This window comes from Paenibacillus tabacirhizosphaerae (assembly GCF_040812395.1).
Taxonomy (GTDB): Bacteria; Bacillota; Bacilli; order Paenibacillales; family NBRC-103111; genus Paenibacillus_E.
Genome location: NZ_JBFNXH010000003.1, coordinates 154471 through 170638, shown reverse-complemented (window position 1 = coordinate 170638; position 16168 = coordinate 154471). Strand labels below are relative to the sequence as shown.

General features: G+C 45.3%; 16 protein-coding genes. All 16 read left to right on the top strand.

Annotated features, from left to right (window positions below; translation table 11 throughout):
- The first annotated feature begins 13 nt into the window (after positions 1–13).
- The 16 genes from ABRS97_RS06535 (at position 14) to ABRS97_RS06460 (ending at position 16146) form a co-directional block, all read left to right on the top strand.
- Positions 14–856 (top strand): deoxyribonuclease IV, encoded by an 843-nt coding sequence (locus tag ABRS97_RS06535; protein WP_367812188.1) that lies wholly within the window; start codon positions 14–16, stop codon positions 854–856.
- Positions 853–1203: a cyclic-phosphate processing receiver domain-containing protein gene (locus ABRS97_RS06530; protein ID WP_367812186.1), complete on the top strand. Its 351-nt coding sequence runs from the start codon at positions 853–855 to the stop codon at positions 1201–1203. Before ABRS97_RS06535 ends, ABRS97_RS06530 begins: the two co-directional genes overlap by 4 nt.
- Positions 1204–1226: 23 nt before the next feature.
- Positions 1227–2003: an ABC transporter ATP-binding protein gene (locus ABRS97_RS06525; RefSeq protein WP_367812185.1), complete on the top strand. Its 777-nt coding sequence runs from the start codon at positions 1227–1229 to the stop codon at positions 2001–2003.
- Between the two features lie 31 nt (positions 2004–2034).
- Positions 2035–3072, top strand: coding sequence for an SAM-dependent methyltransferase (locus ABRS97_RS06520; RefSeq protein WP_367812183.1), 1038 nt, complete (start codon positions 2035–2037; stop codon positions 3070–3072).
- A gap of 143 nt (positions 3073–3215) precedes the next feature.
- A complete protein-coding gene (locus ABRS97_RS06515; protein WP_367812181.1) occupies positions 3216–4817 on the top strand; it encodes a serine/threonine protein kinase in 1602 nt (533 codons plus the stop codon).
- 184 nt (positions 4818–5001) lie between these two features.
- Positions 5002–5514, top strand: coding sequence for an acyl-CoA thioesterase (locus ABRS97_RS06510; protein ID WP_367812180.1), 513 nt, complete (start codon positions 5002–5004; stop codon positions 5512–5514).
- 251 nt (positions 5515–5765) lie between these two features.
- Entirely contained in the window at positions 5766–6884 is a 1119-nt protein-coding gene (locus ABRS97_RS06505; RefSeq protein WP_367812178.1) for a P-loop NTPase family protein, read from the top strand.
- Positions 6881–8143, top strand: a complete 1263-nt coding sequence (locus tag ABRS97_RS06500; RefSeq protein WP_367812176.1) for a TadA family conjugal transfer-associated ATPase — start codon at positions 6881–6883, stop codon at positions 8141–8143. The genes ABRS97_RS06505 and ABRS97_RS06500 overlap by 4 nt, the downstream gene beginning before the upstream one ends.
- Positions 8140–9009: a type II secretion system F family protein gene (locus ABRS97_RS06495; RefSeq protein WP_367812174.1), complete on the top strand. Its 870-nt coding sequence runs from the start codon at positions 8140–8142 to the stop codon at positions 9007–9009. Before ABRS97_RS06500 ends, ABRS97_RS06495 begins: the two co-directional genes overlap by 4 nt.
- A gap of 1 nt (position 9010) precedes the next feature.
- Positions 9011–9880 (top strand): type II secretion system F family protein, encoded by an 870-nt coding sequence (locus ABRS97_RS06490; protein ID WP_367812173.1) that lies wholly within the window; start codon positions 9011–9013, stop codon positions 9878–9880.
- Positions 9881–9914: 34 nt separating this feature from the next.
- Positions 9915–10142 (top strand): Flp1 family type IVb pilin, encoded by a 228-nt coding sequence (locus tag ABRS97_RS06485; protein WP_367812172.1) that lies wholly within the window; start codon positions 9915–9917, stop codon positions 10140–10142.
- A gap of 43 nt (positions 10143–10185) precedes the next feature.
- Positions 10186–11142 (top strand): TadE family protein, encoded by a 957-nt coding sequence (locus ABRS97_RS06480; RefSeq protein ID WP_367812170.1) that lies wholly within the window; start codon positions 10186–10188, stop codon positions 11140–11142.
- A gap of 14 nt (positions 11143–11156) precedes the next feature.
- Positions 11157–13436 (top strand): hypothetical protein, encoded by a 2280-nt coding sequence (locus tag ABRS97_RS06475; protein ID WP_367812168.1) that lies wholly within the window; start codon positions 11157–11159, stop codon positions 13434–13436.
- 19 nt (positions 13437–13455) lie between these two features.
- The gene (locus tag ABRS97_RS06470) at positions 13456–14121 is read left to right on the top strand and encodes a TadE/TadG family type IV pilus assembly protein (RefSeq protein ID WP_367812167.1); all 666 of its coding nucleotides are present in this window, start codon (positions 13456–13458) and stop codon (positions 14119–14121) included.
- A 47-nt stretch (positions 14122–14168) separates the two neighbouring features.
- On the top strand, positions 14169–14684 hold the full coding sequence (locus tag ABRS97_RS06465) for a prepilin peptidase (protein ID WP_367812165.1): 516 nt from the start codon (positions 14169–14171) through the stop codon (positions 14682–14684).
- Between the two features lie 13 nt (positions 14685–14697).
- On the top strand, positions 14698–16146 hold the full coding sequence (locus ABRS97_RS06460) for a DUF6382 domain-containing protein (protein WP_367812163.1): 1449 nt from the start codon (positions 14698–14700) through the stop codon (positions 16144–16146).
- The last annotated feature ends 22 nt before the right edge of the window (positions 16147–16168 follow it).

Genomic DNA, 16168 nt, shown 5'->3' with positions numbered 1-16168 from the left:
GGGCTGAAAACCGATGTTCATTGGCTCTCATGTCAGTACAAGAGGCGGATATATAGGAGCGGCTAAGCTCGCTTATTCCTTAGGCGCCAACGCCTTTCAATATTTTCCGATGAACCCGAGAAGTCTGGCGACCAAAAAAGTGAACGCTCGTGATGCCGAGGCTTGCGCTCAATTTTGTCAGAATCATGAAATGCTGTCGATTGGACATGCGCCTTATCCGTTGAATCCTGCCGTCGATGAAGAGGAACGCAGTCTTATGGTACAGCTTTTATTGAACGGACTCCACATTACAGAAGCTTGCGGTTCGGTAGGTCTTGTGGTTCATTTTGGAAAATATGTAGGAAAAGACTCGTTACAAGGCTACAAAAATATAATACAATGTTTGAATAGCGCGACTCGCGATTATCGGGGGTCGTCTTTGATATTATTGGAGAATCAAGCCGGAGAGGGCGCCCAGCTTGGGCTGACCTTAGAAGAACTGGCGCAGGTCCGCAAGCTTTGCGACCATCCTGACAAGATCGGCTTTTGTCTGGATACATGCCATGCGTTTGCGAGCGGATTATGGCGCGGTGACGATTGGACGGAGTTGGAAGCGAGGGCGGAACAGCTTGATTACCTCCCGCACTTGAAAGCCGTTCATCTCAATGACTCCATGTATCCATATGGTTCCCGAAAGGATCGTCACGCAAATATCGGCAGAGGTTATATCGGCAACGGGAATTTGCAGCAGCTGCTAGCCTCGGAACGATTGCAGCACATTCCTTTCGTCCTGGAAACTCGAACAGCGAGCGGTGGTACGCATCGAAGCGAAATTGCGCATGTGAGAATGTTGGCCGGAAAGGAAGATTTGAGATGATTCATGTGTACTTAGATGATCTGCGCCCTTGTCCGCAAGGATTCACATTAGCCAGAACCGCGGATGAATGCAAACTGATTCTCGAATCCTGCGATGTGGATATTCTTTCGTTAGACCATGATCTTGGCTGGGGGTCTCAGCACACGGGTATGGATGTGGTCATTTGGATGGTACAGCAGCAAATTTTCCCTAGAACGGTTTATATTCATACTTCCAGTCCGTCCGCCTGCACAAACATGTTTCAAATGTTGAATCATGCGAAGCCGCCAGAGATGAGGCTGTTTCCTAACCGGCTCCCGGACGATTTACTTTGGCAAATTGCACATGAAACGAGAGCAAGTGGATAGTATAGAAAGGAAACGATGTCATTATGATCCATTTATCCGGTATTCATTTTATTCGTGAAGAACGTCACATCCTTAGGGACGTGAACTTGCATATGCAGCAAGGCGAACACTGGGTTTTGCTAGGGCGCAACGGCTCAGGGAAGACGACACTGCTTGAAATGATGAATGGTTATGAATTCCCAAGCAGAGGAACCGTAGAGGTGTTAGGCAACCGTTATGGCCAGTGCGATGTGCGTGAAGTGCGCAAGAAAATTGGTTATATTTCCCAATCTTTATTTGAAAAGCTGAACCTTGCCGACCCGGTATGGGAAGTTGTAGCTACAGGGGAATATGCGTATTTGCGATTTTATCAGGAAATTCCTCAAGAAGTGAAGGAACGTTCGCTGGCGATTTTGAAAAGGGTTCGTATTCCGCATCTGGCTGACCAACCGCTAGGAACGCTGTCCCAAGGTGAGCGGAAGAAAGTGATGTTGGCTCGATCGCTTATGAGCAAGCCTTCTATTCTTATTATGGACGAGCCTGCGGCGGGGCTTGATTTGTACGAGCGTGAGCGTCTGCTGACTGACATTAACGATCTTAGCCAGCAGGACATTACGGTGGTGTATGTAACCCATCATATTGAGGAAATCATACCCTTATTTACGCATGTTGCACTTATTGAACAAGGCAAGCTGATTGCGGCGGGACCGAAGAGAGAAGTATTAACACCGGAGAATGTGTATAGGGCCTTTGGCGTTCATATTACGTTAGACTGGTTCAAAGAACGTCCGTGGATCAAAGTGATTGAACCAAGCGAATAGACTTTTCAACAACCTTATAAAGGATGCGGCTATGACAATTTTAGCAAAATATATCGGAACGTCGAATCATGGATCTGCCCAGTATGCGCAAGAGGAAGTTCGTAGATTGTTTCCTGCAGCCAAGTTTACTTTGCTGGTGCCCACCGAAGTATTCCTATTCGAAGTGCCTGCTGACCCTACAGAAGTAGTAACGACGCTGAAAGAGCAGGAGCCCATATTCCTTCGGCATGTTCAACCCGTACATCAAGTGTGGGAATTGAGCCGGACTGAAGCCGACATCGATCAATTGAAGGTATGGCTATCAGAGGCGCATGCTTCAGGACTCATCGGATCCGGAGAAAAAGTAGCTGTTCAAGTGCGTAAAGAAGAACGCGCCAATGTTCCGTACGCGCCTTTCGCGGTGAAAGCGGCACTGGATGAAGTCATCGTGTCGGTGCTGGGCTCCGAGCCAGTCGTTAAGCAATCGGATACCATCATCTCAGTATATGTGAGCGCCAGCAAGCTGTTTGCCGGCATCTCCAAACCAGCCGATAATTTGTCCGATTGGTCAGGCGGAGCGATCCGTTTTCTGAAGGAAGAGGATCAAATATCGCGGGCCAAGTTCAAGCTGCTGGAAGCGGAGCAGCGATTTGGCCTTGATTTTCAATATGCGCGGGCCGCGCTGGATATCGGGGCCGCACCTGGGGGATGGACTTCCTTCTTGCTGGAACGTGGGCTGCGAGTGACGGCCATCGATCCTGCGTCCATGCATCCTAGTTTGCAGGGGAAGCCCATGCTGACCATACATAGGAAAAATGCAGGTGACGTGAAGCTGCGCCAGGATGAATTTGACCTGCTTGTTTGCGATATGAGCTGGAACCCTCGTCAGATGGCACGCCTAGTCGCCGATTTGCTTTATGCGCTGCAGAGTGGCGGAACAGCGATCATTACGGTTAAGCTAATGCACAAAAAACCATTTCAAACGATTCGTGAGATCATGCAAATATTTGAGCCTTCGCTCTATCTTATTAAAGCGAAGCAATTATTTCATAATCGCGAGGAATTAACGCTCTATTTGCAAAAGACGTAGAAAATGGAAATTTTTGTAGATTTTTGTTGGAAACCCTCTTATAATCAAGGTGATTCATACTTGATGGGGGGTTTTTACTTATTTTAGCGAACAAAAAATCATATATCGGAACACGTATAGGGGGGAGATACTGGATTCACTCGTTGCTCGGACAAGGTGGAATGGGACATGTGTATTTAGCCGAAGATTTGAAGTTGAAAGGGAAAAAGTGGGCAGTGAAGGAATGTTTGCCATTTGAAGCTGATTTGGATTGTTTTCTGGAGGAGGCTGAAATGCTCGCCAGACTGCAGCATCCGCAACTGCCGCAACTGGTGGATTACTTTATGACGGACGAGGGCAGCTGCTTCTTGGTCATGGACTATATCGAAGGTCCAAATTTGCATGATTTATTTGAGGAAAAAGGACGAGAGCTGCCCGTTGATAAAGTAATAGGAATAGCTCTTCAACTATGTGATCTGTTTCATTATTTACATACGTTTCAGCCGCGTCCGATTATTTATCGTGATCTTAAGCCTTCGAATGTCATGCTGAACGAGCATGATCAAGTAAGGCTTATTGACTTTGGCGTGGCCAGACATTATACCCAAGGAAAACAATCGGATACGATGCAAATTGGCACGGTTGGCTTTGCGGCGCCCGAGCAATTTCTCGGACAGCAAACGGATGCCCGGTCCGATTTATTTACGCTTGGAGCTAATCTATATTATTTATTATCAGGCGGTCAATACGCTTACATCACACAGCAGCCGCTAGAGCAGATTCGAAAAGGACTGCCGGAAGCACTGACGACAACGGTTCAAATGCTTCTCCATGAGCAGCCGCAGCATCGCTGCCAGTCCGCAATGGAGGTGAAGCATCGACTTCGCGGGCTTCAATCTCAGGTGAAGAAGGCAGGAATCGGCTCGAGTTTCGGTGGTGAACGACAGATCAATCATTCTGCAAATGGGACTGCTACGCCAGATAAGCTCATTGTGGTTGGAGGTTTATTTGCTGGCGTTGGGTCTACGTTCACGGTCATTTCGATAGCTCGGATATTGCATGCAGGGCAAATTCCTCATGCTGTGATTGAACACCCGGCGATTGAGCCTGATCTATACATGCTTTTGTATGGCGATCATAAGGCCCCCGATAACTATACATTTGCTACAGATTCCGTGTCTGAACAAACAACTCTCACACCCACGCCATGGACAAGCGGATTGACGACATGGGTCCCCCTGCACCCAGAAGGCTTTCGCGGGTCGTGGCTTCCTGCTGATACATTTAAATTATTGCATGCGGTCAAGAAGCCGGTTATCATCGTTGATGTGTCGACAGGATGGGCGAATCCCGCAGTTCAGGAATTATGTCACAGCGCCGATGAAATTGTCGTCGTACTTGATGCTTCTCCCGGCAAGTGCAATCGACCGAGCACGCGAGCGCATCTAGAAATGCTTGAATCGTACCGCAAGCGGGGTAAAAAAGTGCGTTATATCGCCAATAGAAGCTCATTGGGGAGACTACACAAAGGTTGGACCGTTTCACTTCCTGAGCCACCATTATGCGCGATTCCCGAGATTCCTTATGATGAGGTAATGAGGGCTGTTTGGAAAGGGGAATGCATTCAAGATCAGCCTCAAATATTGGACCTGCTGAGCGATGCTTTAATGCCTTTGATGCGAGAGATATGCCCTATCGAGGTTTTGCGCCAGCGATCGCGAACAGATAAACCAAGCTTCTTATCCCGGTTTAAACGGCTCGGTTAGTACCTTTGTTTAGCTGGTAAATCATCTATGCTAGGAATGCAGTGAAACAGCTCCAAGGGGGCTACCTCCCATTAGATTGAATAGTTTGTGCTACTATATTACACATGCTGCGAAAGTTATAACCGCTGTTGATAGGTTTCTGTGTTATGATACAAGTAATTTATGATAAGAGGGGTTGCACAGAATGGAACAAAGATACGCCAGAGAATCCAGATGCTTCAAAACGTCAAGAATTTTCCCGACGGATGTGAACAATCATAATACGTTGTTTGGCGGTAAATTGATGTCTTACATCGATGACATTGCATCGATTGCCGCTCATAAACACTGCCGCCGATCTGTTGTGACAGCCTCTACGGATTCCGTGGACTTTCTGCACCCGATCCATACATCTGATTCGGTCTGCCTGGAGTCATTCGTGACCTGGACAGGTACAAGTTCAATGGAAGTATTCGTTAAAGTGGTTACAGAAGATTTGAAAACAGGCGTCCGGAAAATTGCTGCAACTTCCTTTCTTACCTTTGTCGCGTTGGATGACAACAAAAAGCCTGTTGAAATCCCTCAAGTAGTACCGGAGACCGAAGAAGAGACGAAGCTTCATGAATCCGCGCCTCAGCGAGCGGAGATTCGGCGTATTCGCAGACAAGAAAGCAAGAAGCTGGCCGGTTTTTTCACCATGAAATATCCTTGGGAATAAAAGGGATTGATTTTTTGGGGAAATGTGGTACAATTTGGTTAATTTCAAAAAACAAGCGGAAGCACCGCTGATGATGGAGATTGATCTCCTTGATCAGTGAGTGCTTTTTTTGTGTTTTAAGGAGGGGGATGAATGGCGTCTGCGACTGCAATTCGTATTGTCATCGTGCTTGCAGTCATCGGTTTTGTGCTGATTGGCAGCGGATTGTATACGATGATCACTTGAATTCAAAGTGTGGGGAGGAGGATTAGATGACGAAAATTCAGCTTTATGTTTTGGATGACGACACGGTCTATGCGGATCGATTAGCGGCGTTCGTACGCACTTCAGAGTTTGCCGAAAGGCTTCAAGTTAAGCTGTTTACAAAATTAGACTATGTGATCGAATTGATGGAAAATCCCCAACTCGACGGCATACTGCTGCTGTCGGAGGTATATTATCCGCAGCTTACGAATACGCATGCCTCCTTGTGTAAAATTATTTTGAGTGAAACGATCACAAATTCCCAGGAAGCGGAGGTCAAGGTACCGTTCCTGTATCGTTTTCAATCGCTGCAGCAGCTGTTGTCGCGTCTCATCGCCTTTTATTGGGAAAAGCTGATGGTTACCTCTACTCCCGGACATAAAGGTACACAAATATTATCCATATACGGAAGTGTTGGCAGCAATGGCAAGACAATAACGGCAGTTCACTTGGCAAAGCAACTATCGTTTCGTGGGGAACGTGTGTTTTATTTAAGCCTGGAATCTATTAGTTCAGCCTCGGCGTGGATGCAAGGAGATTCGACACGTTTTTCGCAAATTTTATATTATTTGAGAAGTACGCCTGAATTGTTAGCACCTAAGCTGGAATTGTTGAAATCGCATGATCCTCGATTACGGGTCGATTACATGACGCCTCGGGATCTCATCCGAGAAATGCAGGAAATGACAGGAGAAGATGTGCGTATTTTTATTGAAGCGCTAGTCCATCTAAACCAATATGACTATATCATCATTGATATGGAGGCAGCTGTTCATCCAAGGATTGTCAAAGCGTTGGAGCTGAGTGATCACATCTTCTGGATCGTGCTTGACGATCTGAACGACGTATTCAAAACGCAAGCATTGTTGAAGCAAATAGGTAATTTGCATAAGGTTCATCTTATTGTGAATAAGTACACAGGAAAGCTGGCGAACGATTTTACTGGATTGAATAACCCGGTGAAAGGTTATCTGCCCTACATCCCAGAGTGGAAAATCATACATACTGCCGAGCAGATTTGGCAATCTGTGTTGTTTTCGGAGCAAGTCTATGAGATCTTCACCGCTTGTACTTCAAGAAAGTCAACAGCTCTTGACTTGGATACAAAGGGAGCTGCTGCTTCATGAAACAAGACCTTTTTCTTGAATTGAAACAGCAAATCAAGGAACGGCTGGATCTTACTCATACGGTAAGCGATGCGCAGTTGCTGGAACTTATTGAGGAAGCGGTATTTACGGTATCCGCCTCAGAGGATTGGACTTCGAACGAAATTCTCGAAGGCGTGAAACGGATATTTCATTCATTCCGAGGACTGGATGTACTCCAACCGCTGCTAGACGATCCATCGGTGACAGAGATCATGGTAAATGGGCATGAAAACATCTTTATTGAACGTAAAGGGGCTGTGGAGCGTTATCCGTACTCGTTTGAGAGTGCGGATAAGCTGGAAGATCTCATTCAAATGATCGTCGCGAAGGTAAATCGAATTGTGAATCAGGGATCGCCAATCGTTGATGCAAGGCTTAAGGATGGATCACGCGTGAACGTCGTGCTGCCGCCTGCTTCGCTAAACGGGCCTACACTAACCATTCGCAAATTTCCAGAGAAGCCGATGCTCATGGACGATTTAATCCGAATGGACAGTATTTCGAAGGAAGCTGCGGAGCTGCTGCAAATAATGATTGAATCGGGCTTTAATGTTTTCATAGGCGGGGGGACGGGTTCGGGTAAGACGACATTCCTGAATGCATTGGGAGCGTGGATACCAGCTGATGAACGAATGATTACCATCGAGGACTCTGCTGAGCTACAGATCCAAAATGTACCGAATCTGGTACGAATGGAAACGCGAAATGCAAATACAGAGGGGAAAGGGGAAATAACGATTCGCGATCTCATCCGCTCATCACTGCGTATGCGTCCAAACCGCATTATCGTTGGGGAGGTTCGCGGAGCTGAAGCGCTTGATATGCTGTCTGCGATGAATACTGGGCATGACGGTTCGATAAGTACTGGCCATGCGAATTCTTCTTCCGACATGCTAAGCCGTTTGGAAACGATGGTGCTAAGCGGAGCGGCTCTTCCAATCGAAGTCATCCGCAAGCAGATTGCCTCAGCGCTTGATGTGTTGATTCACATAAGCCGAATTCGCGATCGTACACGAAAAGTAACGGAAATCCACGAAGTACTGGGTGTTGTGAATGGAGAGGTGCAATTGCATCCGCTGTTCCTATTCGAGGAATCCGGCGAGGCTGAGGATCGAAAAGTAATTGGAAAGCTCACTTACACAGGCAATAAGCTTCATAACATGCACAAGATACGAATGGCTGGCAAACAGCTGCCGATATGGTTCACACAGGATGAACTTACAGGTGAGGCCTCATGAAAATGCTTCTGATTGCAGTAATCGCGGGTGCCTGCTGCTGGCTGCTCCTTATAAAGCTGGAGAGAAAGAAGATCATATTGCGAGCTGGGCAAGCAGTTGCCCCAGCAAATGCAGGTATAAGTTCTCTCGTCGATTATGATATCTATGTGCTTTCAACGAAAGAAAAAATAATTGCTGTTCTCATGCTGGGTTTGCCTGCTATAGTCGTAGGCTATGTGTTCTATAAGAGTATCTTATTTGCTTTGTTGTTGGGTCTGGTGGGTTTCGTCTTTCCGAGTATTCGGAGACGGCAGCTCATTCGCATACGTAAAAACAAGCTCCATGTTCAGTTCAAGCAAGCATTAAGCTGTTTGTCTTCCTCAATGACGGCAGGGAAATCGATAGAATCCGCATTTCGCGAAGCATTGGAAGATTTAAAAGTCTTGTACCCGGATCCTTCCTGCTTAGTTGTTGTTGAATTTAGCATTATTTGCAGAAGGGTCGAGAATGGCGAGCCTATCGAAGCTGCACTGAAAAATTTTGCCACACGCAGTCATTTGGAGGATGTGACGAGTTTTACGGATGTTTTTCTGACCTGTAAGCGAACAGGAGGCAATTTGGTCGAGGTCATGAAGCGAACAGCAGGCGTTATCGGTGAGAAGCTGGAAATCACACAGGATATTTCGGTCATGATTGCGCAAAAAAGATTCGAATCCAGAGTGCTTTTATTCGCACCCATTATTATTGTTGCCGTGCTTGCTTTTACTTCGCCCGAATATATGGAACCGTTGTACACGGGCAGTGGTGTGCTCATCATGACTGCAAGCTTGCTTCTTCTCGGGGGCTGCTATGGGGTGATACAAAAAATTATGAATATTAAGGTGTAGAATGTGGATCACAATTGTAGGGACGTTGGAGCTGTCAGTTTGTATCATTCTATATCTGCTGGGCCGCAAAACATACAGCGTATTTCTAAAGGATAACCCGTATCCATTTCAGATTAAATGGCTGCTCCCGGCCAGTTATTTTGTCGTAGATCAACTTCAATTAATGGAGAAACTGCCTGATTTCACAGGCAAAGTGCATCACAAGCTGATTACGCTGCATGGCAGGGGATTTGCAGTGCATGGCAGTAAAATGTTTTTCGCGGAGTTGGTTTCTGCTGCAGCCGGTTGTTTGCTTCTTTTTACGTTATTTTCGGTTCTCGCAAGCAGTGATGAAACATTGTTCGGTTTTGGCGTTCTGGTTTCTTTGACTGTACCTATGCTCATGGTAAGAGATCTTGATACAAAAATACGCAAAAAACAGCAGCATATGATCCTTGAACTGCCTGAGGTTCTGAACACAATTGTCCTTCTTGTCAATGCAGGCGAAACGGTTAATCGAGCATGGATTCGCTGTGTAGAAGCGCGCAGCAATAAGAGTCAAACTCCCTTATACAAAGAACTGGCTCAAGCGGTTCACGAAATGGAAATGAACGTTTCTTTCGCAAAAGTGATGGACGATTTCAGTAAACGCTGCGCGCTTCACGAAGTATCGTTATTTACTTCATCACTTATGCTGAATTATAAGCGAGGAGGGAGCGATTTTGTGATAGCTCTGCAAGCACTGTCGTTAGAGTTATGGCAAAGACGTAAGTCCGTTTCTCGAACGCTTGGCGAAGAAGCATCGTCGAAGCTCGTATTTCCGATGGTTTTTATCTTTGTGGTGGTCATGGTAATCGTTGCTGCCCCTGCCTTATTAATCATGAAACAATAGACCATGTGGAGCAGAAAAAAAGGAGGAATATGAAATGAAAACAGCTTTTAGCTGGTTGAAAGGATTTTGGAATGATGAAGAAGGGCTTGGCACTTTGGAAATTTTGTTGATTGTAGCGGTTCTTGTTGCAATCGCCATCATTTTTAGAAAGTGGATTGTTTCATGGTTTCAAAAGCTGATTGGCGATGCGAATACCGATTTGAAGGATAACAGCACGGTAACGCCATGTATTCCAGGCCCCACAACTAGCTGTGCGCCGTAAACGGTTTCGGGAATTTAGCGTTAATGAGGGAGGCAGCTTTACTTTGGAAGCTTCCCTTGTTTTTCCGATTATCCTGTTGTGCACGATCATGCTGTTATTTGTTGGCATGTACGCGTATCAGAAGGTTCTCGTTCAACAAACTGCGCGAACGGCGGCTGAGCGCCTAGCTTTCACATGGGATAACAGTCACAAAGATCTGGTGTCCGGGAATTTTAACCCAAGTGACACCGACGGACTGTATTGGCGGTTAACGCAAGATAGCGTGACAGATCTATTCGGGCTGTTAGCCTCAAAAGGTTCCTCGGAAATAGCTCTTCCTTCTGTAACGGCAGGAACTAGCGGGCATGTTGAAAACAAGCTTGCAAAAGCGTCGATAATGTTGCCTCATGGGATGTCAGGGATTGCTCGTTATTCGAACTCTATTCTTGACCATAAAGTCGAGGTTATTTTAAAGAGACCTTTCCTCATGCCGCCTTTTTTAAAAGGATGGTTCGATCGTGAGCAGGCGGATGGGCGAGGAACTTCACATGTAATTGATGCCGTAGAGTTGATTCGGCTTACTGATATCACGCGCGCCTATTTCAAAACGATTAAAGGAAGAATCTCTCCACAAAAAGCGAAAGAAGCGCTTATAGAGCCTGCTCAAGGCAATCTTTCAGGTCCTGCCGTAACCATCAAATCGGAGCGTCAAGCAGCGTCCTATTTAAAATCGTTAGTAGGGGGCAAGGAGGTTGTACTAACCACACCTTCAGGTAAAAGCAGAACGATAGACGCCCTCGACGTCCATGGAATTGCCCACCAAGCTTTTTACAATGCAACGGATGCACAACTTCGGGAAGAGCAGATGCCCAAGGACATTGAACTTATCCAGCAAGGCACACAAGTGAAAGGAGTCGTGTGGCATTTCTTTAGAAAGAACGACAACGGCAAGGAGGTGCCAGGGGATAAACTTCGCAAGGAGTTAGAGCGCAAGGGGATTGTAGTCGTTATCCACAATTAGAAAGGGGGGAGTTTTTGCCAACGTTTATTCATTCTGAGAAAGGCGCGGTATCGGTTTACCTGATTCTCATCATTGTGCCGATTTTCTTATTTCAAGCTGTACTCATCGATTTTGCAAGAATTAAACTTGCGGAAAAAGAAACAGATTCAGCTGTGAAGGCGGCCACCCGCTCAGTCCTGTCGGCATATGACCCCGAACTGCAAGCGATAGGTTTGTATGGACTTGGCTTGACGCAGGAAGACGTGGAAAATATGTTTCGCGAGGTGTTTGCTAGCAATCTGTCAGGCAGTGTGTCTCCTGGTGGTTTTCATTATATTGACACGGCAGCAGAAGTAAAAAAGTTGCGCGTGACGCCTGTCTATTCGCTGGCAAGCCATGTGATTTTTAGGAGACAGGTGCTGGAAGATATGAAAATCAAGGCGCCAATTGAATTTACGCTTGAGATTACGGATAAATTTCGAAAAAGCGGAACAACGATCCCTTTTAGTCAAGGGTCGCAATTTACATTAGAAGCAGATGAACTTGAAAAGCTGATAGAAGAGAGAGAAAAAGCGTTAGATGAAGCATGGGAAAGCAGCGAGGAGCTGTATACGAAAACCTCAACCTACCATAGTTATTACCAAGCTAGGATCGCTGAACTTGATGATCTGGCTTCACAGATCGGTTTACATACGATCGACGAAGTAAAATCCAACCTTATGAATGTAAATGATCAATTGAAATCCATTCAAGACTCAATGGCAAGTCTAGATAGGAGCTTAGCTTCGCTTAGTCAAGCGGGTGCTGGAAGCGTGGCAGCCATACAATCCATTCTTAAGTCGAAACAAACGCTGCAGGAGCAAGCGCAAGTGCTCATCGAAAAGCAAAATGAGTTGGAAAAATTGTTAGAACTCTTGATTAAATACGCTGCATTAGTCACGGCAACAAAACTGGAGGTTCCTGCAAATGGCAAGGTTATATCTGATTTGCAACAATCGATTGAAGTAGCTCTACGAAAAGCAAAGGTGATCAATGGAGAAATTCGTGACAAGTTGAGTGGGATCAACACTCGATTAAGCAACGAGAAATCGAAGGCATCAGAAGCATTTCAAAGTGTAGTTGTATTCGGAGATGATTATTTTTACAACTACCAGACTGCTGTCGCAAGTTTATCTGCACTTTTTAGTGCATTTGAAGAGGTCGTAGACTCGGTGTATTTATACACTATCGACAATACAACAAAGGCTAATCGCGCTAACGATGCATATGGGACACTTTCAGGCCAGTTTCATGCGAGTCAGAGTGTATTGGAAAAAACGAGAATGGAGAAGAATGAATCCATTTCTAAAAGCAAACGTGAGCAAAAAAACAAAATTCAAGCCGTTTTAGAGCAAGCCAGACAGTCAATAGGCGCATGCAGTGTTTTCAATGGACAAAGCGGAGAACGGGAGCTGTACAATAAGCTCCAGGGAAACAAAGACTCCTCCATGACAGGGAATGGATACTACCAGAAATATCGAGAGGCGAATGCCCAAGAGACGGGTATTGGAAGCGAGATTGCCTATGATTTGGAAAAGGCGGAGCCCGTCAGTTTAAGATCGATGAGCATGCTGGATGCATTTAACCAAGCAACGGTGTCACTTCGCGATGAGCTTTATGTGAATGAGTTTGCCTTATCAAAGTTCAACTATCGCACGTATGGGCTGGAAAAGGATCCCAATGGGCAGCCAAAATCATCGAATGAACGGATAGATCCGGGAGCACACGTATTGCCGAATCAAGAGGTGGAATATATGCTTTACGGTTTTTCCTCCTGCATGGCTAATATGTCTTCCGCATATGCGGAAATGTTTTCTTTTCGTATGGCCATTCGGACACTTGAGGCGTTGCTAGATCCAGAAAAAGAGCTTCTAAATGTCGGTTCACCCATGTTAGTGCTTTTAGTTGCTGCTGCAGAAGGAGCACTTAAGGCTTTTCAGGATATGAATAAGCTAATTAAAGGGGACGCAGTTGAACTATCCGCTAAAATAACATCCTCGGCACTTAGTCTTACTTACAAAGATTATTTGCGTATTTTTCTGCTCTTGCACAGCAATAACACGAAATTAATGGCTAGAATGCAGGCACTCATCGAATTGCAGACTGGCAAGGATTTAATTCAAGAAACAACTTACATTCAGGGTACTGCGGCGAGCGATATACGGCTATGGTTCGTACCAAAGATCATGAATTTAATGGAAGGTTCCGGGCTGTTAGGGTGTAAAGTTCAGGGTAATCGTTGTCAATTGGCAAGTACCGCTGCGGCAGCCTATTAAAGAATAGGAGGGAGCGGCCATGCTCCAGAAATTTTACCGTGAGCAGGAGGGTGGCATGGTGTTGGAAGCTTCCTTACTGCTGCCATTTTTTCTTTCGTTTGTAATTGGACTCATTATTTGTATACAAATTGCTGTTGCCGAAATGGCACTACAAGCAGGTGTAGCCGAGGCAACGAAATCGATTGCAGGTCAATTATATCCCGTTCGCCTGCTCGTCCAAGAAGCCAAATCGCGTTACGATCAAAGTCAAGCAGGAGACATCATAAATTCAGTTATTGATCGGGTGCAATCTACCAGAAGTAAGGTCATAGGAACGGAGGATTTCGCTGACGAATATGCCGCTTATATTCCAGACGCCTTGCTTGAACTAGTGAAGTGGGAAAAAGAAGCTCGATTGTCGGGGGAAAGCAAGGTCAAGGATGAACGGGATCGGTTTTATGAGGAAACTGTAAAGCCCCAAATCAATGCGGCGTTTACGCCGATTGTATACGCGTTTTGTGATAGCTCTGCAGTCCGAAAAGAGACATTCAAAGTTATTTCCGTCACATTGCCAAGTTTGAGTGAAGGAGGCAGTGCATATTTTGGCATTGAGGCTCAAATTTCATATAAACTTCCTCTGCCTTTTATGAGTCAGACACTTATTCTAAGAAAAAAAGCCATCGAACGAGCATGGGTGGGCGTTTAGCCTTTTCTGCATGGATGGTTTTTTGGAAATAAATTTGGGAGGATGGCATGTCAATCCTTGATTTCTTCTTATTTGCTTTTATTGGTGTAGCTTTTGCAACAGATGCGAGAAAGTCCATACTTCCTAATAAGCTTACGATAGTGGGAACAGGAGTCGGTTTTTTATACCATTGCATAGTCCAAGGGTGGGCAGGGTTATTATTTGCTTCTACGGGAGCATTAACAGGTTTTGTAGTGCTGTTATTGTTATATTTGCTTGGTGCGCTTGGCGCAGGCGATGTGAAGTTGTTTGCCGCTATAGGTGCGCTGATGGGATTAACTTACGTCGTGCAGTGCATGATCTATTCCATTTTATTTGCCGGTGCAATTGGGTTATTGTTGCTTCTGGTTCGAAAGCAAGTTTTTGCAACAGCAATAAAGTTGGCTAACTGGTTGTTCTCGATAGTGGCTCACGGAGATAAAGAAGCTATTCTAGGTATGAAGCATCAAAGAAATCTGAAGTTCCCGTTTATGTACGCTGTAGCCCCTGGCGTTGTAGTTGCATGGTTTGAAGTTTTTCAATAAGAGAGGTGCGCGATTGGTTCAGGAAATTTGGGGATTACGATACGATTTTGTATACCGGCATGGACACTATATGGAGCTCTACAAAGATGAAGGCATAGCTCATGAGGCGTTATGCAATTTACAGCTTCGCATGCTGGAGGCCAACCAAGTGCCGAACCTTCTTCCACTAGAAGTGTTGGAGGTCGATTTTCGCATTAGCCTGCTCTATAACCTGTCTGCCAAACGTATGCTGGCGCATGTCATTAAGGCGGAAGGGATATCTGGACAACAGCTTGCCAAACTTTTATATGCGATAGTTTGCGCACTGGACGAAAGCAAAAATTATATGCTAAATGCATCAAGGTACGTGTTGAAAGAACATTTTATTTTCATTGGCAACGATTGGTCGGATGTTTTTCTTACTTACCTTCCTTTAGATGAGCATGAAGAAAAAGATTCGGTGTTTACTTCATTGCAAGTGTTGGTCACTCAGCTTATGACCAAAGTAAGAAATGAGGATCAGACAATAGTCGCCGGCTGGCAAGTCTCTTTGGCACAACTTACAGATATGCAAGCGTACAAACTAAAGCTGCTCAGCCTTATGGATAACAACGAGGCAATAAGTGTTAGAACTAGAACTGTGGAGCAACAGCGGTTGATGGAGAAAGGCGAGGAGGAATCAATGCAGAGCGTTCATTCTCAGCCTCTTGGCTTGCCTAGGCCAATTTGGAATAAAAATGAAGTGGCTTTGCAGAAGGAAAACTTTCAAGAAAGGATACCTAAAAAGACATCAAGTACATTTAAAAAGATTTCGTTAAGAAATCAAATGATTACATTAGCAATAGTCATATTGCTGACGGCATTCTTATGGCAGAATTATTTGACCTACCCGTCCATGGCGTCATTTCAACTGACATCGGGATTAACAGTCTTGCTCTGCGATGTGTGGATGATGATAAAATTTATAGGGCTACCTCTTTTTAAAAAAGAAGAGTGCCTAACCAACACCCTTCAGCCCGATGAAGGGTTAATTTTGGAACGAATAAATACGACAGATCAACCAACATCACAACCAGAGAACATACAACTGCATTATCAAAATCTTCATTTACATACAACCTTGCTTCGAAGTCCTAATCCGAACGCAACTGTCTTACTGGGAAGGATGGCGAAACGTACAAGGGGAACAAGGTTAGAATGGATGAAGGATGGCGTTATGCAAACCTATACGGTTGAAAGTTCCTCTTTTACAATGGGCAGAGGAGACTCGAATATGAGGGTCGATTGTGCAATAGACGAAGAGGGTATCTCTAGACTTCATGCTGAAATATGTCAAGAAGGTGAAGAGTTTTGGCTAAAAGATCTAGGCTCAACGAATGGGACCTATTTGAACGGGGAACAATTGGTTGCCTACCAAGCGTATGGGCTTAAGGATGGAGACACACTACGGATCGTTCGTACTGATTTTACTTTTCGATTGTAAAAAGTGCGCTGCTTATCTGGGA